The 20,479-nt window shown below is 68.1% G+C and carries 17 protein-coding genes; 5 read left to right on the plus strand and 12 right to left on the minus strand.

Annotation, left to right across the window (positions count from 1 at the left end; translation table 11 throughout):
* Positions 1 to 86: 86 nt before the first annotated feature.
* The 6 genes from QM841_RS20410 to QM841_RS20435 all read right to left on the minus strand — a co-directional run bounded on the left by QM841_RS20410 (position 87) and on the right by QM841_RS20435 (position 8,165).
* Positions 87 to 743, minus strand: coding sequence for an SRPBCC family protein (locus QM841_RS20410; RefSeq protein WP_283333324.1), 657 nt, complete (start codon positions 741 to 743; stop codon positions 87 to 89).
* Positions 740 to 3,238: an aerobic carbon-monoxide dehydrogenase large subunit gene (gene cutA / locus QM841_RS20415; protein ID WP_283333325.1), complete on the minus strand. Its 2,499-nt coding sequence runs from the start codon at positions 3,236 to 3,238 to the stop codon at positions 740 to 742. Before cutA ends, QM841_RS20410 begins: the two co-directional genes overlap by 4 nt.
* The gene (locus QM841_RS20420) at positions 3,235 to 3,879 is read right to left on the minus strand and encodes a (2Fe-2S)-binding protein (RefSeq protein WP_280779293.1); all 645 of its coding nucleotides are present in this window, start codon (positions 3,877 to 3,879) and stop codon (positions 3,235 to 3,237) included. The genes cutA and QM841_RS20420 overlap by 4 nt, the downstream gene beginning before the upstream one ends.
* A 2-nt stretch (positions 3,880 to 3,881) precedes the next feature.
* Complete coding sequence (locus QM841_RS20425) at positions 3,882 to 4,793, minus strand: FAD binding domain-containing protein (protein ID WP_283333326.1); 912 nt, start codon at positions 4,791 to 4,793, stop codon at positions 3,882 to 3,884.
* 76 nt (positions 4,794 to 4,869) lie between these two features.
* On the minus strand, positions 4,870 to 6,297 hold the full coding sequence (locus QM841_RS20430; RefSeq protein ID WP_283333327.1) for a uracil-xanthine permease family protein: 1,428 nt from the start codon (positions 6,295 to 6,297) through the stop codon (positions 4,870 to 4,872).
* Between the two features lie 164 nt (positions 6,298 to 6,461).
* Entirely contained in the window at positions 6,462 to 8,165 is a 1,704-nt protein-coding gene (locus tag QM841_RS20435; RefSeq protein ID WP_283333328.1) for a PucR family transcriptional regulator, read from the minus strand.
* Between the two features lie 301 nt (positions 8,166 to 8,466).
* On the opposite strand from QM841_RS20435, the gene QM841_RS20440 reads away from it, so the two are divergent.
* Positions 8,467 to 9,306, plus strand: a complete 840-nt coding sequence (locus QM841_RS20440; protein ID WP_432422363.1) for an NmrA/HSCARG family protein — start codon at positions 8,467 to 8,469, stop codon at positions 9,304 to 9,306.
* Between the two features lie 18 nt (positions 9,307 to 9,324).
* Here QM841_RS20440 and QM841_RS20445 read toward each other — a convergent pair whose 3' ends face one another.
* Both QM841_RS20445 and QM841_RS20450 read right to left on the minus strand, forming a co-directional pair.
* Positions 9,325 to 9,897, minus strand: a complete 573-nt coding sequence (locus tag QM841_RS20445) for a hypothetical protein (protein WP_283333329.1) — start codon at positions 9,895 to 9,897, stop codon at positions 9,325 to 9,327.
* Positions 9,898 to 10,032: 135 nt separating this feature from the next.
* On the minus strand, positions 10,033 to 11,151 hold the full coding sequence (locus QM841_RS20450; protein WP_283333330.1) for an XdhC family protein: 1,119 nt from the start codon (positions 11,149 to 11,151) through the stop codon (positions 10,033 to 10,035).
* A gap of 183 nt (positions 11,152 to 11,334) precedes the next feature.
* On the opposite strand from QM841_RS20450, the gene QM841_RS20455 reads away from it, so the two are divergent.
* The gene (locus QM841_RS20455; RefSeq protein ID WP_283333331.1) at positions 11,335 to 12,522 is read left to right on the plus strand and encodes a CaiB/BaiF CoA transferase family protein; all 1,188 of its coding nucleotides are present in this window, start codon (positions 11,335 to 11,337) and stop codon (positions 12,520 to 12,522) included.
* 23 nt (positions 12,523 to 12,545) lie between these two features.
* On the opposite strand, the gene QM841_RS20460 is transcribed toward QM841_RS20455, so the two are convergent.
* A complete protein-coding gene (locus tag QM841_RS20460; protein ID WP_283333332.1) occupies positions 12,546 to 13,907 on the minus strand; it encodes an amidase in 1,362 nt (453 codons plus the stop codon).
* A gap of 142 nt (positions 13,908 to 14,049) precedes the next feature.
* Between QM841_RS20460 and QM841_RS20465 the strand changes: the two genes are divergently transcribed.
* Entirely contained in the window at positions 14,050 to 15,225 is a 1,176-nt protein-coding gene (locus QM841_RS20465; RefSeq protein WP_283333333.1) for an MFS transporter, read from the plus strand.
* A 48-nt stretch (positions 15,226 to 15,273) separates the two neighbouring features.
* On the opposite strand, the gene QM841_RS20470 is transcribed toward QM841_RS20465, so the two are convergent.
* Both QM841_RS20470 and proS read right to left on the minus strand, forming a co-directional pair.
* Positions 15,274 to 16,119 (minus strand): hypothetical protein, encoded by an 846-nt coding sequence (locus QM841_RS20470; RefSeq protein ID WP_283333334.1) that lies wholly within the window; start codon positions 16,117 to 16,119, stop codon positions 15,274 to 15,276.
* A 131-nt stretch (positions 16,120 to 16,250) separates the two neighbouring features.
* Entirely contained in the window at positions 16,251 to 17,690 is a 1,440-nt protein-coding gene (proS, locus tag QM841_RS20475; protein ID WP_283333335.1) for a proline--tRNA ligase, read from the minus strand.
* Positions 17,691 to 17,934: 244 nt separating this feature from the next.
* Between proS and QM841_RS20480 the strand changes: the two genes are divergently transcribed.
* Complete coding sequence (locus QM841_RS20480) at positions 17,935 to 18,393, plus strand: helix-turn-helix domain-containing protein (protein ID WP_349307412.1); 459 nt, start codon at positions 17,935 to 17,937, stop codon at positions 18,391 to 18,393.
* A gap of 17 nt (positions 18,394 to 18,410) precedes the next feature.
* The gene (locus tag QM841_RS20485; protein WP_283333337.1) at positions 18,411 to 19,601 is read left to right on the plus strand and encodes a PIN domain-containing protein; all 1,191 of its coding nucleotides are present in this window, start codon (positions 18,411 to 18,413) and stop codon (positions 19,599 to 19,601) included.
* A gap of 198 nt (positions 19,602 to 19,799) precedes the next feature.
* Here QM841_RS20485 and QM841_RS20490 read toward each other — a convergent pair whose 3' ends face one another.
* Positions 19,800 to 20,456 (minus strand): maleylpyruvate isomerase N-terminal domain-containing protein, encoded by a 657-nt coding sequence (locus QM841_RS20490; protein ID WP_283333338.1) that lies wholly within the window; start codon positions 20,454 to 20,456, stop codon positions 19,800 to 19,802.
* Between the last annotated feature and the right edge of the window lie 23 nt (positions 20,457 to 20,479).

The raw sequence follows: 20,479 nt of genomic DNA on the forward strand, positions 1-20,479 counted from the left end.
CGCTGCCCGTGCCCGGATGGCCCGGACAGACGACAGCACCCCGAACCGGACGGTTCGGGGTGCTGTGTGACGAGGTGTTTGCGGCGCTACTTCGCGCAGGTGCCCCGCACGAGGATGCCGCCGACGAGAACACCGGCGAGGGCGATGCCGGCGCCGAGCGCGGCCGACGCGAGAACGGTTGCCGTGGAGGTGCCCTCGGGCACCCGCACCCGCGCGGCGGCTGCCGCGGGAACCGGGGCCGCCTCCGCGACGCCGGCGACCGCCGGAACCTCGCCCGGCGCCGCGGCCACCTCGGCCGCCGGAATGCCGTTGGCGATCACGCCGTCGATGCCCTTGAAGAACACCCCGGCCATCTTCTTCGCGACGCCGGTGATCATCCGCTGCCCGACGCCGCCGACCATGCCGCCGACGACGGCGTCCGCGTCGTAGCTGAGCAGGGTGCCGCCGTCGCGTTCCTCGAGCCGCACCGTCACGTCGGCCTTGACGGTGCCGGGGGCGCCCGCACCCGATGCCGTCATCACGAACGACTCGGGCCGATTCTGCTGCGACAGAATCACTTCGCCGTCATAGGTACCCTTGATGGACGCGACACCCGCCGTGATGGACAACTTGTAATGGTTGTCGCTGAGCTGCTCGAGGGACTGCACCCCGGGGATGGTCGCCGCGAGGACCCGTCCGTCCTGCAGGTTGTCGTACACGGCCTCCGGTGGGGCCGTCAGTAGGGCGGTGCCGGCGATTCTCATTCGTTCTCCTTGCTCTGTGACGACGCGTGTGCGAGGCGAAGCTCGAACAACTCTGAAGGGGATATCGGCATGGAGGTGATCGGGATGCCTTCCGCGTCCTCGATCGCAGCCGCGATGACGGCGGACGTCGGGATCACGCCCGCCTCGCCTGCGCCCTTCATCCCGAGGGGATTGAGACCGGACGGGGTGACGGTGTGGTCCATCTCGAGCGAATCGGGCATCTCGGTGACGAACGGCATCAGGAAATCCATGTACGACGCGTTGAGCATCTGGCCGTGCTCGTCGTAGACGATCCTTTCGTACAGCGCGCCGCCGACACCCTGCGCGACAGCGCCCATGACCTGGCCCTCGACGATCCGCGGATTGATGACGTTGCCGCAGTCGTGGATCACGGCGTACCGCCGCACGTGGATCTCCGCCGTCACCGGATCGGTTTCGACGATCGCCGCGTGCACACCGGACGCGAACGTCGACGTCGGGGGCGAGTAGTAGCCGGTGGCCTCGAGCCCGGGTTGCTCGCCCTCCCGGACCGGCGGAATCGTCATGTCGGTGTCGGCTTTCGCGAATCCGGTGGCCTGCCTCGACGCGTCGTCGAACGCGTAGCGCAGCGGATTCGACAGCACCGCGACCACACCCAGCGAGATGGACGTGCCCTCGGCGCCGGGCAGCGTGCCGATCTTGCACACGTGCCCACCGCGAAGTTCCAGTTCGGCGGGATCGAGGTTCAGCGCCTCACCGGCGATCGTGCGGGCCTTCTCGGCCACCATCTGCGCCGCCACGTGGAACGCCGATCCGGACATCACGGCGCCGCGGGACGCGAACGTGCCGACGGCGTAGCCGAATCGACGGGTGTCGCCGGTGACGATCTCCACGTCGGTGACCGGCACGCCGAGGTCGTCCGCGACGATCTGCGCGAACGCCGTCTGGTGGCCCTGCCCCTGGGTGGTCAGACCCGTTGCGGCCTTGACCTTCCCGGACGTCTCGACGAGGACGTGGGCGCCCTCGTACGGGCCGGGCCCGGTGCCTTCCACGTAGGCGCCGATTCCGATGCCCACTGCCCGGCCTTCGGCTTTCGCCTGCTTCTTGTAGTCGGCGAACCCGTCCCAGTCGATGAGTGTCTTGAGCTTGTCGATCCCGGCCTGGTAGTCGCCGGTGTCGTAGATCAGCGGGCGGCCGTCCTGGAACGTGAGGTGGAAGTCGTACGGCATTTCCTCGGGACGGATGAAGTTGTGCTCGCGGACCTCGATGACGTCCTTGCCGAGATACTTCGCGATCGCGTCCATCGCCCGTTCCATCGCGAACACGGCCTGCGGTCGGCCGGCGCCGCGGTAGGGCGTGACGATGACCGTGTTCGTGTACAGCGAGTACGCGTCCACCCGGAAAGATTTCGGCTTGTACGGCCCGAGCACCTGCGTCGACGTGTTCAGCATGACGATGATGCCGTACGGCAGGTAGGCGCCGTTGTCGTGCCAGAACGTGAAATCGAACGCGAGGAGGGTGCCGTCGTCGTCGAATCCGACCGTCACCTCCTGGATCTGGCCGCGCTCGTGCGCGCTCGACACGAAGTGCTCGCGCCGGTCCTCGACCCATTTGACCTCGCTCGAGATGCCCGCCGTCCCGAGCCGCCGCGCGGCCCAGGTGACCATGACCTCCTCCGGCCACGGGTGGACGATCTTGACGCCGAAACCACCGCCGACGTCGGGTGCGATGCAGTGGACCTTGTTGTGCGCCATCTTCAGTCGTGCCGCGATCGCGGCGCGGGCCGACGTGGACGTCTGCGTGGACGTCCAGAACGTGAGCGCCTGCTCGTCGGTGTCCCAGCGCGCGTAGACGCCCTTGCCCTCCATCGGCATCGACGCCGACCGCTCGATCTCGAGGTTCAGGGTCAGCCGGTGCGGTGCGTTCGCCAGTTCCGCGTCCACGTCGCCGAATCCGTGCTGCAGGTGCGCCGCGACGTTGTCGGGGACGTCCGCGTGCACCGCGTCGCCCGCCTGCCGCGCCACGTCGATGCCCACGACCGGTGGGAGCATCTCGTACGTGACGTCGATCTTGGCGCACGCGTCCTCGGCGATGTACCGGTTGTCGGCGACCACCATCGCGATCGCCTCACCGACGTGGTTCACCTCGTCCTTGGCGAGCGGATACCCGTTGCGCGGGGCGGTGATCGCCGGATGCGGGATGAGGAGGGGGAGGTTCTCCGCCATTTCCGGGGAGTCGTCCACGAGGTCGTCGTACGTGTAGATCGCGTGCACACCGGGCAGATCGAGTGCGGCGTCGATGTCGATCCCCGTGATGCGGGCATGCGCGTGCGGTGACCGGACGAACGCGGCGATGAGCGCGTTGTGCCCCAGATCGTCGAGGTAGCGGCCGTTGCCGGACAGGAGCCGGGCGTCCTCCGTGCGGGGAATCGGCTTGCCGAACAACTTCTCCGACGCGGCGGGCGCGTCGGCACCCGTGGTGGGCGCGGGCTCGGTGCGGGGTTTCGTGACGCTCATGCTCGCCCTGCCCTTCCACCGACCGGGTTGGTCGTGCCACGGACCTTCGGGGCGAGTGAGGCCCGCGACGACTCGTCGTCCTCGCCGAGCGGGAACTCGCCCGAACGCTCGCGCTTGATCTCCGCGGCACGCAGCACGGCCGCCCTGATGTTCTGGTATCCGGTGCACCGGCAGAGGTTGCCCGCGATCGCGTCGGTGGCCTCCTCGCGGGTGGGTGAATCGTTCTCCTCGAGGAACGCGGCGATGGTGGTCACGAAGCCGGGAGTGCAGAATCCGCACTGCAGACCGTGGCAGTCGATGAACGCCTGCTGCACCGGATGCAGGGTGCCGTCGGGTTCGACGAGACCCTCGACGGTGGTGACCTCCCGGCCCTCGAGGCTCGCCGCGAGCACCAGGCACGACCGCACCGGCTTGCCGTCGAGCAGCACGGTGCATGCGCCGCAGACCCCGTGCTCGCAGCCGACGTGTGTCCCCGTCTGGCGTAGATGGTGCCGGATCGCGTCGGACGCGAGCGTGCGCGACGGCAGCACCACCGTCTGCGTCACCGCGTTGAGCGTGAACGTCACCGCGACGTGCTGTTCGCCCGTCTCCTCCTGCAGTTCGGCGAGTTGCTCGTCGATGCTGCCCGTTGCCTTTGCCATGGTCACCTTCCTCCCGCCGACGCGTGCACGGCGGCACCGTCGAGTACTGCATCCTGCGCGGCCGCGAACCCGACCCGTGCCGTCAGGGCAGCGACCAGTTGCGACCGGTACCGCGCCGTGGCGTGGATGTCGGGTTCGGTGCCGATCCGTTCCCGCGCGAACTCGGACAGATTCCGCCACAACGGGTCCCGGTCGTCCGTCGCGGACGCACCCCGCAGCACGTCCGTGTAGTCGACGACCTCACCGAGTTCGCCGGCCGACACGTACGTCATCCGGGCCTCCGAAACCGCACCGCCTTCGACCCGCACCTGCGCCGCGACCCCGACGAGTGCGTAGTCGCCGTGCCTGCGGGCGATCTCGTCGATCGCCGTCCCGACACCGGGCTCGGCGGCCGGGACGGTGACGCTCGTGGCGATCTCGTCCGCCTCGAGCGTCGTTTCGAGCGGCCCGGCGAACAGGTCGGTCGAGCGGATCTCCCGGCCCCCGCGCACCGAACGCACGGTGACCGAGCCGCCGAGCAGCGCCAGCACGGCCGGCATCTCGGCGGACGGGTCGGCGTGGACGATCGAGCCGACCGTCGTGCCGCGGTTGCGGATGGTCGGGTGTGCGACCAGACGCAGCCCGCGGCCGATCAGCGGCTGCACCTGGGCCGCGCCGCGGTCGGCTTCGAGCACCGAATGGGTGGCCAGTGCGTCGAACGTGACACCGAGCTCGCGTGACGACGACACCGCGTCCAGCCGGGGGATCGATCCGATGTCGACGAGGTGCGCCGGCGCGGCCAGCCGCATGGACAGCAACGGGATCAGCGACTGCCCACCCGCGAGCACCTTTCCCTCGTGAGCCACGTCCGCGAGGATCTGACAGGCCTCGTCGATCGACCGAGGTCGGTGATAAGTCAGTGGCGACGGTTTCATTCCTCAGATCCTGCCCGTATCGTGCGCTCGACGTTTCGTGAACTAGTGACAAAACTCACGTCCCACCGATGGCAGATCACGTGAGCTGACCGACCCGATCCGGGGCCGTTCCGTCGTCCGCGGTCGGCTTCGGGGTGTGACCGCCGGCCCCCGCGTCGTCGGCGTCCTTCGGGGCGATGACGCGGCACAGGTGGTACATCCCGATCACCACGATCGTGCCGAGCGCGATGCCGCTGAGGGAGAAACTGTCCGTGAACGTCAGCTCGGTGTCACCGATCGCGATGATCAGGCCGGCGGCGATGGGCATCAGGTTGAGCGGGTTGCCGAAGTCGACGCCGTTCTCCTTCCAGATCTTCGCGCCGAGCAGGCCGATGATCCCGTAGAGCACCACCGTGATTCCGCCGAGCACACCGCCGGGGGTCGCGGAGATGACGGCACCGAACTTGGGGGAGAAACCCAGCAGCATCGCGATGACGCCTGCCGCGGCGTACGCGGCCGTCGAATACACCTTCGTCGCGGCCATGACGCCGATGTTCTCGGCGTACGTCGTCGTGGGGGATCCGCCGACGCTGGTCGCGATGGTGGTGGCCAGGCCGTCGCCGATCAGGGCGCGTCCCATCATCGGGTCGAGGTCGGTCTTGGTGATCTCGGCGACGGCCTTGACGTGTCCGGCGTTCTCCGCGATCAGGGCGATCACACCGGGCAGCACGAGGACGATGAACGTGAGACTGAACGACGGCGCGTGGATGCCCACGATGCCGTTCGCCTCGTCCGAGAACGGCGGGAGCCCGATCCACGACGCCGAGGAGACGCCGTCCCAGTTGACACGGAAGTGCTCGGTGACTCCGCCGGCCACCGGGTCGTACGACGTGATCATGCCGGTCGTCAGGTCCAGCACCCACGACAGCACGTATCCGAAAAGCAGCGTCAGGAAGATCGCGACCCGCCCGAGGAATCCGCGGAGCGCGACGCTCGCCACCACCAGCACGACCATCACCGTCAACGCGACCCACTGGTCCTGCGGCCAGTACGTTCCGGCGACGACCGGGGCCAGGTTGAACCCGATCAGCATGACGACGGCACCGGTGACCACGGGCGGCAGGATCTTGAACACCACCCCGCCGCCGAGGAAGTGGATCAGCACGCCGATCCCGGCGAGCACGAGACCCGACACCAGGATCGCCCCGGTCACCTGCGCCGAGGTGCCGCCCTGGGCGCGGATGGCGGCGATGCCGCCGACGAACGCGGCCGACGTCCCCAGGTAACTGGGAATCCGGCCCTTGACGACCAGCAGGAAGAAGAGGGTGCAGAATCCCGACAACATCACGGCCAGTTGAGGATTGAGACCCATGATGATCGGGAAGACGAACGTGGCCCCGAACATCGAGACCACGTGCTGCCCGCCGAGCCCGATCGTGCGACCCCAGCTGAGCCGTTCGCTCGGGGCGACGACCTCCCCGGGCGCGATGGTCTTGCCATCTCCGTGCAGTGTCCAGATAGGCATAGGGGGACCTTTCAGACAGGTGACGGTGCAGGGGTGCCGACGGCCAGCTTCGATGATGTGCCGCATGTCACATTTGCACCTCGATAGGAGGGCAACGTTATTACAGCGTCAGCCACCCGGCGTGAGAAGAATCTGCCAGTGCGTGCCCGGCGAAATTGGCAACTTTAGGAATTGATGCCGCGCATCGCCATGATCTTGAGGGCGAGCGACAGGTCGAGGCGCAATTCGGGGTGATCGGTGAACGACCCGAGCATCTTCTCCAGCTTCACCACCCGGTACCGCAGGGTGTTGTAGTGAAAGTGCAGTTGACGTGCGGTTTCGGCGATGTTGATGTTGGTGGCGAGCAGCACCTCGAGGGTGCGCCGCATGTCCTGCGCCTCGGGTGTGTCCGCCGTCAGCTCACGCAGGGTCTCCTGCGCGAACGACTCGAGTTCGCGGTCGTCCTCGACGAGGCTCAGCAGCCGGTAGACACCGAGGTCGTCGAAATGCGTCACGGCCCAGGCGCCGGTGATCTGCCGTCCCACCTTCAGCGCGGTCCGGGCCTGGCCGTAGAGGGCCGGGATGCCGTCGACCGAGTCCGTCGGCCGGGACACTCCCACCCCGAAGGGTCTGCGCCCACCGCCGCCGTCGCCGCGCACGTACGCGACGAGTTCGTGGACGAGGTTCATCGTGTCGGTGCCGACCCCCATCAGGATCACCGTCTCCGTCGCCAGCGCGGTGACCGCGGCACCCGTGTCACGGCCCGCGACGGCACTCGTGAATGCCCGCGCCTGTCGCTCGACGAGCGGCATCCGGGTGGGCATCGACGGCTCGTCCTCACCGACCGGATCGGGTTCGATCACCACGACGACCACGGGACGGTCCAGGTCCCAGCCGAACGTCTTGGCGTGCGCGACGACGTGCTCGTGTTCGCCGCCGCGGCCGAGCAGCAGGTCCCGCACGAAGTTCGCGCGGTGCTTCTCCTCCACCGAGGACACGACCAGTTCGCGGGCGACCACCAGGGCGCACACCGCCGCCGCCTGCTCGACGAGATACAGGTCTTCGCTGCGCAGCGGGTGTCCGGTGCTGAAGTGCACCAGCCGCCCGTGATCGATGCCGTTGGCCGAAATCGCTGAGACGGCGATGAACTCGTCGCCCAGCCGGTGCAGGCCCAGCCCGCCCTCCGTCGAATCGGTGCGGACCCGCCCGGTGGAGTCGAGCGCCGCACTCGACGCCAGCCGGTTCAGCTCGGACTCGTCCCCGGCCCGGCACAACTGACGTCCGTCGGGTGTCGTGATCAGCACGGCCCCGCCCAGTTCACCGTGGACGGCGTCGGCGAGTTCGGCGAACCCTCCGCCGGCCATCACGACGTCGACGAGCACTCTCCGCAGCCGGTCCGCCTCGAACACGGCGTCGACCTGCCGGGCCGACAACTCCGCGAGCGCAGCCGCCAGCGGGTGTGTCTGCGAGTACAGGTCCGCGACCACGACGAGAGGAAGCCCGAGTTCGTCGGCCGCATCGGACATCTCGGCCGGCAACGTCGCGGTGGGGTCGTCGAGCCGGACGGCGAGCCCGGAGACGCCCCGCCTGTCGAGTCGGGCGAGAAACGCGTCGATCGGCTCGACCAGCCGGCCGAGAACCGCGGACGTGGTGAGCAGCAACTGCCCGGTGCGGAGCCACGGTCCGATGTCCGGCACCGCCATCACGGCGACGTTCGACACCTCACGCGAGGTGCCGGTCTCGCCGGCGACGAGGGTCGGGGAGACGAGGAGATCGGACACCAGCACGTCGGCGAACGGTTGCGGCGCAACGTCCCGACCAGGCCCGTCGCCGGTGTCGGCGGCTGCGCGGAACCCGGGAGCGGAACTACCGACATCCCTCGCCGTCACTGCAACACCCTGCTCACCTGATCCGATACTCGCCCCGAATGGCGCGAAAGTGTGACCTTAAGTCGAAACCGAATAACCGTCAAACGACGGTCACGCGGCGCACTCGGATGCGTACGAAACCTATGTACACGAAGGGCAACTCGTGGATCGGCATCGGGCGCGCGCCTACCGCACAGCCGGGCAGGTCGCGTGCTTTCCCGCTGGACCCGATCATAACCATCGTCGCACCGACCAGGGCAGACGTCACGGTGAGCGGCCGGAGCCTGCGAGTAGGCTGGCGCGGTCGAGAAGGAGAGATCTTGTGCCCATGAGTGAGCCGTATGCGGTCGTCGGAGCAACGGGTGGTCAAGGAGGCGCCGTCGTCGACGCGCTCCTCGAACGAGGACGTGAGGTACGAGCGCTGGTCCGTCGAAGCTCTTCGCGCTCAGACGCGTTGCGCCTGCGAGGCGTCGACATTGCCGTGGCTGATATCACCGATCGGGCGGCGATCGCGTCTGCCGTCGAGGGGTGCGCGGGCGTGTTCGCCATGACAACGCCTTTCGAGGACGGCCCGGAGGCGGAAATCGCTCAGGGTGCCGCGCTTGTCGGCGCGTTCAGTGATTCCGGTGTTCCCCACGTGGTGTTTTCTTCGGTGGCCGACGCGGACAAGAGCACCGGGGTCCCACATTTCGACACGAAGGCTGCTACCGAGTCGCTGCTGCGAGACTCCTCGGTCTCGTACACGATCGTCGGGCCGACCTACTTCTATGACAACCTGCTCGGTGGCCTCGACAGCATCCGCCGAGGCCGGCTCGATCTGCCTCTGCCGGTCGACACCCCGCTGCAGCAGTTGTCGCGCCGGGACCTCGGTCGGTTCGTCGCCCTCGTGTTCGACGACCCGGACCGCTTTGCCCGGACACGAATCGACCTGGCGTCGGACGATCCGACGCCACGTCGGATGGCCGAAGTGCTCGGCGAGGTACTGGGCACGCCGGTTCATGCCCATGCGTCCGACGCGGACGCCATCGCATCGCCGGACATGCGCGCGATGTTCCGCTTCCTTACCGACACCGGATACGACGCGAATATCGGCGAACTGCGCCGGCTCTACCCCGAGGTGGGGTGGCAGAGCTTCGACGATTGGGCAGCCGAGTTGGCGTGACCGCGTGATCTCCGCAGATTAGTGGCGTTTGCCGGTCGGGGTTGTCCGGGTGCCCGGTGGTGGGGTGTCGGCCCGGGCGAGTTCGGCTACGCGGTCGGCCAGCTCACCGGTCAGTGTCGTGTCGGGTTCGGTGCTCGCGGCGTCCGCAAGCCGGGTTATGACGGTGGTGGTCGCCGGGTCGGCGGTGTCGGCTACGTCGTCGAGGTTCTCGGCGAGCGAATCGGTGTCGAGTTGATGGGCCGCCTTCTCGTTCAGCTCGGCGTTCCCTACGGTCGCGGACCGAGAGGCGGTCTCGACCTCGGCGGCAGCGATATCCGAGGCGCCGGGATCGTCATCGGTGTCGGGGGCGGTGCCGGCGACCAGGGTGATGCGGGGTGGGGCGTCGGCGCCACGATGGGCACGGTCCTGGTGACCCAGAACGCTGCCGACGGCGCAATCGAGCAGGCCGAGGCCGCCCCGGTACAGCCGTCGGGCCGGTGCTGCGGGTGCCAGGTGTGCGATGACCTGTTCGTCGATCAGGTGAAGGGGGTAGCGCACGATCGTGTACTGCGCGCGCAGTACGGCCAGGGGAAGTGCGGTGATGATGTTCATGAGGCCTCTGTATCGGGTGAAAGGAAGGACTGGGTGCCGCCGCAGGGGTTCCATACCGGCGCGGGAGACGCCCCTTCCACCGCCTTGACATCCCGCGTCGTCGCTCCACGTCCGGTTACCCGAAACTGCGTCCGATTACCCACGCCGTGATGCGACTGGTGGCCCGCCGGCTACGCACTCCTGGACTTCGACATCACGGTGAATCGAACCGCTCAGCTGCTGGAGCTCGAGCCCGGTGGTGCCCCGGGTCGTCTTCATCATCTCGGCGAGGATCGACACCGCGGTCTCCTCGGGAGTACGCGCGCCAAGGTCTAGGCCGATCGGGGAGTGCAGCCGTGCCAGCTCCGCCGCGGTCGTCCCCTGTTCCCGCAGCAGCGCGACCCGGCGCTCGTGCGTGGCCCGGCTGCCCATCGCGCCGATGTACGCGGCGTCCGATCGCAGGGCCAGGCCCAGCAGTGGGATGTCGAATTTCTCGTCGTGGGTGAGCACCGCGAGGACCGTTCGGTGGTCGACCGGCGCGGTCTCGAGGAAGCGGTGCGGCCACATCACGACGACGTCGTCGGCGTCCGGGAACCGGGCGCGCGTCGCGAACACGGCGCGGGCGTCGATCACCGTGACGTGGTAGCCGGCGAACGCGCCCAACGTGCACATGGCCGCCGCGAAGTCGATGGCCCCGAAGATGTACATCCGCGGCGGGGGCGCGAAGATCTCGACCATGCATACCGTCTCGGACCGCAGCTGATACACCCGCGACTCACCGGCGTCGAGGCGACGGCGGACATTATCGACATCGGTCTCGGGCAGGTCGAGGTCGCCCGCGGCCCCGTCCCCGGTGATCACGCAGCGCCGGGTCCGTGCTCCGTCGCCGGTCTCCGTCACGACGGCGATCGGCTCACCGCCGCGGATCCTGCGCGCCACGTCCGCGAAGTCCGGGAAGTCGTTGTGCCCGATACGCTGAACGAACACCTCGATGGTGCCGCCGCACGTCAGACCGACACCGATCGCGTCGTCGTCCGCCACGCAGAACACCTCGGTCCGGCTGCGCCCGTCGGCCAGCACGTCCCGCGCCGTCTCGTACAGCGCGCTCTCGACACACCCACCGGACACACTTCCGAGCACCTCACCGGATTCCGACACGGCCATCGCCGCGCCCGGTGCCCGCGGAGACGACTTCCAGGTGCGCACCACCGTGGCGAGGACGAAGTTCTCGCCGCGATCGAACCACGCTTGCAGGCCCGTCAGGATGTCGCGCATCGCCTCGTACTCCTCGGGTGCTTCGTCGGGACCCTCACGCTAACCGGCGGCGACCGGCCGTCGCGGCACACAATGCGCCGAAATCCCCAGCGGCCGCTTGTGCATTCTCGCCATCGCTATCGATCGGCGGGTCCGCAATTCTCGGACGGTCCCCCTTCCTTCACAGAGAACCGAGGATCCACCATGAACCAGTTGCTCAGCGGGATCCGGGTCCTCGACCTCACGCGGGCCCTCGCCGGTCCGCTGTGCACGGCACTGCTGTCCGATTTCGGCGCCGACATCATCAAGGTCGAGACCCGTTCCGGTGGCGACAGTTCCCGGCAGTGGCCGCCGTTCGACGGCAGCGACAGCCTGTACTTCGCCTCCGTCAACCGCGGCAAACGGTCCGTCGCGCTCGACATGCGCAGCGAGCAGGGTCGGAAACTGCTGCGCCGCATGGCCGTCGACGTGGACGTCATCGTCGAGAACTTCCGACCCGGCGTCCTCGCGGACATGGGACTCGATCAGGAGTCGCTCGCCGAGGACAATCCCGGAGTGATCGTCATGAGTGTCAGTGGTTTCGGCCCGACCGGACCCGAGCAGTTCTCCCCGGGACTCGATCAGGTGGCGCAGGGCATGTCGGGCCTGATGTCGGTGACCGGCGCGGGCGACCACACGCCGATGCGCGTCGGCATCCCGATCATTGATACGGTGTCCGGTATCTATGCGGCGCTGGGCATCACGGCGGCACTCGTGTCGCGGGGCCGTGACGGCGCCGGCCATCACGTGCAGACGTCGCTGCTCGAATCGGCCCTGTCGATCATGTCGTTCCAGGCGCAGAACTATCTGAGCACCGGACGCGTCGCGGAGCCGAACGGCAACACGCACCCGACGATCACGCCGTACGGCACGTTCGACACGGCCGATTTCCCCATCATCATCGCGACCGGCTCGGATCGGCACTGGGAGTCGCTGTGCCAGGTTCTCGGGGATCCCGAACTCGCCGACCGGCCCGAATACCGCACCGGCCAGTCGCGACTCGCGCACCGCGATCGGCTCACCAAGGAACTCCTCGAACTGCTGTCCGTGCGGCCGGCCGCCGAATGGGTGACGGCGATTCGCGCGGCGGGCATCCCGTGCGGTCCCGTCCACACGATCGATCAGGCCTTCGCCGACCCGCAGGTGCAGGCGCTGAAGATGGTGCAGCCGGTGGCCACACCGAACGGCGGTGAAGTGCCGCTGGTCCGTGGTCCGTTCTGGGTGGACGACGAGACCCTGCCCATCCGGAATGCGCCGCCGATGGTGCTGGGACAGGACACGGCCGAGGTGCTCGGTGAATTCGGGCTGAGCGACGAAGACATCGAGGGCCTGCGGCGAGACCGGGTGATCTGACACCCGCGTCGGCCGTGGTCGCCTCACAACCGGGCGGCCACGGCCAACGCCACGTGCTCGCACCATGGGCGCGCGACGACCTGCACGCCGATCGGCAACCCGGACCGGGTGCTTCCCACCGGAACGACGACGGACGGCAGACCCGTCACACTGATCGCGCGGCAACTCGCCAGGGCCTGAGCCCACGTGAGCGACTGCCCACCGACGTCGAACAGTTCCTCGCCGAGCGGTGGCGCCGGGATCGAGGCGACGGGAAGGACGAGCACGTCGCCCATCTCGCCGAGCAATCGGTGGACGAGTTCCGCTCGCTGCGCCCACAGTCGCTCGACCAGGCGCCGGTCCACGTCCCGCGCGTCGGCGAGCATCGTGGCGATGTTCGTTCCGAAGTCGGTGCCGAGTTCTTCTATGTCGGTGTGGGTTTCGACCGAACGCAAAGTACCGAACAGCTCGTTCCCCTCCGACAGCGCCGCCCCTCGGTACGGTCGGGCATCGAGCCTGCCGGCGGCGCCGGCGACGGCCGCGGCGATCTCCTCGCCGACGGGCACGGTTCCGTCACCGGGCGCCCACGTGATGTCGAGACGCGGAAGGTCCACCGAAGCCGGGTCCGTCCAGCGGTACTGCCGGGACGAGAGCACCCGCAGCACGAGCGCCGCATCGTCCAGTGTCCGCGCCATCGGGCCGATCGTCTGCAGCGTGCCGTGCATGGTCGCCGGATTGGTCAGCACGTGATCGCCCGACGGTACGCCGGGATACTGTCCGTCGGGGTTCACCCGGCCGATCGTCGGGCGCACGGACCGCAGACCCGTGCAGTGGGCGGGCCAGCGGACCGAGCCGCCGAAGTCGGTGCCGAGACCGACAACACTCATCCCGGACGCGATCGCCGCCGCCTCGCCGCCGCTCGAACCGCCGGGGGAGCGGGGAACACCGCCGGGCCGCAGCGGGTTCACGGTGTACCCGAACAGGTCGTTGTGCGTCAGGCCGCTGGCCCCGAACTCCGGGGTGTTCGTCTTCCCGACGAGAATCGCGCCGGCCGCCCTCATCGCGGCCACCGCGGGCGCGTCGACAGAAGGCACGTTGTGCTCGAGCGCGCGCGATCCCGCCGTCGTCCGGACACCCGCGGTGGCGATCAGGTCCTTCACGGTGAACGGGACCCCGGCCAGAGGACCGACGTCCTCCCCTCGGCCGATCCGGATGTCGAGGTCGTCGGCGGCCCGGATCGCCTGATCCTCCGCGACGGTGACGACGGCGTTCAGCTCCGGGTTCCGGGCCTTGATGTGCGCCAGGTGGTCGTCGAGCACCTGGCTCGCGGACACCTCCCGGTTCGTCACCGCGCGGGCGATCGTCTGCGCGTCCGAGCCGACCCAACTGCCGTCGTTACCCCACACATGTCCTCCTCGGCTCGTGCTCAGGGGTCGACGCTAGACATCGCCGGACCCGCCGCACACGGCCAGTGTGCACAGGAAACCGTGGCCCGAGCTGTGAAGAGTTGATACTTCGCCGCGCTACGGGCTCTGGGAGGATCAGGTGATGCTTCCGCCCTGGGTCCGCCTCGCCGCCGCGCTGTTCGCGGTCAGCTGGGGTGCCAACCAGTTCGCCCCGATGCAGCTCGTCTACCGCGAACATCTCGGTCTCGGCAACGGCTCGTTCACCGCGATGCTCGCGTCGTACGTCGTCGGGCTGGTGCCCGCTCTGCTGTACTTCGGGCGCGTGTCCGACCGGTTCGGGCGGCGCGCGGTGATCCGCCCGATGATCCCCGTCGGCATCGTCTCCTCCCTCGTCCTCATCGCGGGCGCCGCCGTCCCCGACCTGCTCTACCTGGGCCGGGTGCTGGCCGGACTCGCGTCCGGCATGGCGTTCGGCGCCGGCACCGCCTGGATGAAGGAACTCGGCTCCACCGCCCCGGCCGGGGCGGGTGCACGCCGCGCCGCCGTGTCGTTGTCCGCGGGATTCGGCTGCGGAGCCCTGTTCGCCGGCGTGATCGCGCAGTGGCTCCCCGCCCCCGAACTGCTCCCGTACCTGGTGCACATCGCGCTGATGCTCGGAGCCCTGGCGCTGGTGTGGGCGGTGCCCGACGTTCGGGTCCGGGCGACCGACCTCACCGCCACACCCCTGTCGGCGCTGGCGACACCCCAGTTCCGATGGGGCATCGCACCCTGGGCACCGTGGGTGTTCGGTGTGGCGACCGTGTCGTTCGCGACCCTTCCGCCGCTCGTCTCCGAGTCGCTGCGGTCCACGTCGGTGGCCTTCACCGGGCTCGTCGCGGCGCTGACCCTGATCACCGGTGCGGTGATCCAGCCGTGGGCCAAACGGTGGTCGCAGCAGGACGACGCCGCCGCCGGAATCCGGGTCGGCATCACCCTCGGGGTGCTGGGCTTCGGCGCCGCGACCGTGGTCGCGTACACGGACGGGGCGCCGGCCGTCGCCGCGATCGTCGTCGCGGCCTTCCTCCTCGGAGCCTGCTACGGCATACTGCTCGGTTCCGGTCTCGCGTCCGTCGAAAGACTGGCACCGGCAAACGAACTCGCGCAGACCGTGGCGGTGTTCTACTGCCTGATCTACGTCGGCTTCGCCGTCCCGTTGGTCATCTCACTCCTCGCCCCGCACCTCGGTTACGCCACCTGCTTCGTGGGGGCGGCACTGCTGATGCTGCTGTCCGTGGCGGTGGGCCGGAAGGTGAAGGACCGGCACCTCACCCACACGTGAGTGGCGAAACGTGCCCGAGCACGCTTCGCCACTCACCTGGGGAGGGTCCTACCGTGCGGTCGCGCCGCACTCGCCGCACGCGGGCACCAGCGCCTCACTGCGCGGCTGCGGCGTACCGGCCCGCGACCGCACCGGGAGCAGCGGCGGCCACGGCCAGTGCTGGCCGAGTCGGCCCCGCGCGCGCAGGAAGCCGAGACCGAGCACGAGCCCGAAGATCAGGTGCCCGATCAGCGACAACGTGATCGTCGTCGGCGTGAGCGGGAACATGTCGTGCTGTCCGTGCGGCGACAGGGCGACCGTTCCGATGAGCCCGGCCCACACCGGGAACACCGCGAAGGTGACGAACGCGAGGAGGACGACGCGGCGTGACCGATGTTGGAGGCCGAGCGCGAGGGCGATGAGGAAGAAGGCGATTCCGATGCCGCCGCCGTCGCCGAGGTACCGCCACAGGTAGCCGACGATCGCGCCGGTCCGGGTGTCGGTTCCCGAGTGCAGCCACGTACCCATTTTCGGAATGAAGTCGCCCCACAACCCGAGCAGATACACGGTGTCGAGGCGGAAGACGTCGTAGGCCAGACACGCGAACATCCCCCAGCCGAGGCCGTGGCCGACGATGCGGTCGATCGGGTGCGGAGCGAACACGCACAACACGGCGAGGGTGGCGGCGAGCGGAATGATCACCAGCGCACCGGTGGCATTCATCGGCACGACACCGAACACCTGCGCCGAGATCGCGAGCAGTGGTAGGGAGGCGAGCAGCAGATACAGGCCTATCCGGGCGAAGGCCCAGTGGTGACGGGCTTCTTTTTGGACGGATTCGGCCGCGGGCAGGGCGGCGCCCGGCGGATCGTGTTCGTGGACGTCAGGGACGGTGGCACCGAGGATGCGGGGCATGGGGGGTTCCTTTCGGTCGTGGGGTTTCTCTCCGAGTAGTCGGTTTTCGAGATCCCCAGCGTCCGTCGAGTGCCCGGCCTTCGAATAGTCCCCCGAGGGGTGGTGATAGCCACCCCTGTACGTACGCCCCGTCAGTACGCTCGCCCGAAGATCACCCGCTTGCCATACGCCGACGCCGCGCCACATCGCACGCACCCACCTGCCTCCGGTTCGCCGCCGAGCGGAACACATCGCGGGGTGGCAGCAGTGAGGGACTTGATCTCCTCCTCGCACGCGGCAATCCCGCAGTGCAGGGCCAGTGCCCACCCGGTCGACACCGCGTCCGCGAAATCCTCCCAGTTGTCGACGGTTCGGGTGTGGTCGTCGCGGAACGCGGTGGCCCGAGCGAGCAGGAAGGCCTGAAAGTCGTCCAGGACCCCCGGCATGGTCTCGGGCAGGGAGCCGATCGGCACGGCCTGCTTGCCGTCGTCGCCGAGCCGTTTCACCATCATCACGGTGCGGGCCTCCAGATCTCGCGGGCCGAGCTCGAGCCGGACCGGGACGCCGCGCATCTCCCACTCGTTGTACTTGAAACCCGGGGTGAGGTGGGGACGGGCATCGACATGGGTCCGCACCCCTACCGACCGCAGGCGGCGGGCCAGCTCGTCGGCCGCTTCCTCGACCGCGACGTTGCCGCCGCGGGTGATCGGCACGATCACCACCTGGTGGGGCGCCAACCGCGGCGGGAACACCAGGCCCTTGTCGTCGCCGTGCGTCATGACGATGCCACCAATCATCCGGGTGCTCATTCCCCAGGACGTGGTGTGACACAGCTTCTCTCGGCCCTCCTCGCTGGTGAACCGGATGTCGAACGCCGACGCGAACTTGGTGCCCATGTAATGCGAGGTGCCGGACTGCAGTGCACGGCCGTCACGCATCATGCCCTCGATCGTGTAGGTCGCCACCGCACCGGCGAACCGTTCGCCGGGTGTCTTCTCACCCGGAACGACCGGGATCGCGGCCAACTCACGCGCCACCTCGTGATAGATGTCCAGGGCCAGCATCGTCTCGCGGCGGGCGGAAACCTCGTCGACGTGCGCGGTATGACCCTCCTGCCACAGAAACTCTGTCGTGCGCAGGAACATTCGCGGCCGCAACTCCCACCGCACCACATTCGCCCATTGATTCAACAGCAGCGGCAGGTCGCGGTGCGAGCTGATCCACTTGGCCATCATCTCGCCGATCACCGTCTCCGACGTCGGCCGCACCACCAACGGCTCCTCGAGAACCTTCCCGCCGGCACGAGTGACCACCGCCAGTTCCGGGGAGAACCCTTCGACGTGTTCGGCCTCCCGGCCCAGGTAGCTTTCCGGAATCAGCAACGGGAAGTACGCATTCTCGTGACCGGTGTCCTTGATGCGACGGTCCAGCTCGGACTGCAACAGCTCCCACAGCCGGTACCCGTACGGCCGGATCACCATGGTGCCCTTGGCCGGACCTCGATCCACGAGACCCGCCTTGAACACCACCTCGTTGTACCAGGCAGCGAAGTCCTCACTCTGGGCTGTCACACCACGCTCATCCCGTGCCATGCCCAGACAGACTACTCGGGAGAATCAGCCGTCCGCAGCTGTCGAATGACGAGTTCCGGTGCAGCCTGTCCGAGATCACCCTCGCCGCACCGGCGAGGACAGACAGGGAGGCCAGATGACCACAGCCCATGCCGTCTCGCCTGGCTGGGAATGGTGCTCGCGATCTCGTTCCTGAGTCCGTCATCCGTTACGCTGCCGCGCCCAGTCGCATTGTGTGTTCGTTTTTTTCGTTTTATGGTGAGGTATGGGCGCTGGGTCGAACCACACGGTATTGCCGCCTGCCACCGACGATCGGGATCTTCTCGCAGCACTGAAGGCCGTTCTTGCTGGTTCTGAGGAGGTGTCGATCTCGTCCCCGGGCGGGTCGGTGCCGTTGCCGGACAGTGTTCGGGGGTTGCTCGTCGACGCGGTTGCTGCTTTGGATCGGGGTCAGGCGGTGACGGTGGAACCTCATCGCACGGTGTTGACGACGCAGGAGGCCGCGGACCTGTTGGGCATTACGCGGCCGACGTTGGTGCGGTTGTTGGAAGCGGGGAAGATTCCGTACACGTCGCCGGGCCGGCATCGGCGGGTGGAGTTGGCGGACGTGCTCGAATTCCAGCAGGGTGAGCGGGCGCGCCGGGGCCAGGTGTTCGAGGAGATGGCGCACGAGGAACCCCCGGACCCGGGCGATGCCGCTGACGGCTTCGTGTCGACTCGTTGATCTGGGCAGGGTGACCTATGACGACCTTGCGGGTAGTTCTCGACACGTGCGTCATGCTTCCCCAGGCCCTGAACAACCTGCTGCTGACGCTGGCCGATTCCGAGTTGTTCCGGCCGGTGTGGACAGCGGATCTGCTAGACGAGGTCGAGCGCAACCTGTCCGGGGAGAGGTTCGGTACGTCGCCGCAGCAGGCGGCGCGGCGAGTGCAGCAGATGCGCAGAGCATTCCCCCTCGCAGAGGAGGAATCACGCGGATACCGTGAGCTGATCCCCGCGATGACCAACGATCCGAAGGACCGGCACGTCCTGGCTGCGGCGGTGCGGTCCGGTGCGGGTGTGATCGTGACCGCCACCCTGCAGGATTTCCCGCCGGCGGCCCTCGATCCGTTCGACGTCGAGGCGATCCACCCCGACGAATTCCTCTGTGATCTGCTCGATCTGGACCCGGAAGCAGTGCTCGAGAGCATGCACGTACTGCTCGAACGGAACATGCTCCCGCCGCGCACGGTGGGGGAACTGCTCGAGTCGCTCGAGCGGCTGACCCCACAGTTCGTCAACGCCGTCCGCGCCTTGCTCGTCGCCCGGGGCGAGGCTCCCGACATTGGTGCGGTGCCGGCTGCGTCCTCCTTTCCTGAGTTGACCGACGAACAGGTCAGCGCCTTGCTGCCCGAGATGCGGGAGGCCTACCTCGAGCTTCGTGCGATGGATCCGGCGGAATTATTGCGGTTCCTCGGGCATACGAAGCTGGTGAGTGCGGCGTGGGCGTTCTTGACGTCGGTGTGCGTCGACGGTGATCTGTTATCGGTGTGGCCGAACGTGGATCCCGACTTCCGGTCGGTACTCGCATGGCGGTGGGTGCGGGACAACCATTATCAGATGACTGTCGACGGTTGGGAGGGTGAGGCGGTCGCGGCGGCCCTCGCGGGTCCGGTGCCGGAGCATCCGCTGTGGGTGCATTTCGAGCGTGTGCATGTGCGGTCGTTCCGGGCGATGCTGCCGGACCCGGCGACGTGGGGGATCGGTACCGGAACAAGGATCGTGGGCCCCGGTGTGGAGGTGCTCTATGTGCACGAGATGTCGACGCTCGACAGCGGTGTGTGGGAGCCGAACGTTCCTCGGCCGGTGTTTCCGATCCTGATGCATCTCGTCGACGATCGGTGGCTGGTGCGGAATCTGGGGTCCGAGGAGGACCCTGCCGCCTCGGCCTGATTCCTTCGCACCCGAACCTCGCCCGTACCTCGAGCGCGTTTGATTTCAGCTTCCTCACGCAGAAGTCCATAGCGTCCCGCAGATTCGGCTGATACCGGAATTCGTCCAGATCGATTCATCCGGTCCGCGATACGTTCGATGAAATCTGCCCGACGGCGTGATCCAGCTGACTCATCACTGAGGTAGACGTAATCCGAGTCATTCGAGGATGAGCGGGAGTTTCGTCGCCAGCTCGCCGAGTTCGGCCTTCTCCGTGTCGGTCGGGTCCCGCCGTCCGGTGCCGACCAGCAGTGCGTCCCTGTCGGAGAACGACGCGGGGAATGCGGCCCCGGCGATCTTCTCCAGCAAGTCGCGGGACCGGGCGAGGCCCTCTGCGGGCGGTTCCGCCACGCCTGGGAGGTAAGCGATCAGGTCGAGGTGGTGCAGCGTCGATTCCAGGACATACGCGGAGAGGTAGTCGCCTGCAGTGAGGACCTCGTCGCGGGTGCTGATCCGCAGATTCGGGTCGGCGAGTTCGGCGGCGCGGCCGGCGGCGGAGCCGACGTCGTCGAAGTGGTATTTGAGCAGCCGAGGCTCCTGGTACGCGGCGGCCAGCCGGACGATCAGCGCGTCGAGCGGGTCGTCGCCGGTCGGCGGCGTGTCGGCGAGGTCCCAGTAGGTCACGGCGTCGCGAGTCGGTTCCGTGTCGGCGGGGGTGACGAGGGTGATCAGGACGTCCTGCGCGTCGATGATCAGGTGGCACACCAGATCCCGCACGAGCCAGCCGCTACAGCCGGACTGCTGTGCGAAGTCCTCGTCCGGCAGGTCGGCGACCGCCGTGCGTAACGCCGACCACGAGTGCGAGAAAAGATCCACATCGGCACGGTAGTGCGGGCGTA

Source organism: Rhodococcus sp. IEGM 1307 (assembly GCF_030056915.1).
GTDB classification, from domain to species: Bacteria; Actinomycetota; Actinomycetes; order Mycobacteriales; family Mycobacteriaceae; genus Rhodococcus_F; species Rhodococcus_F opacus_D.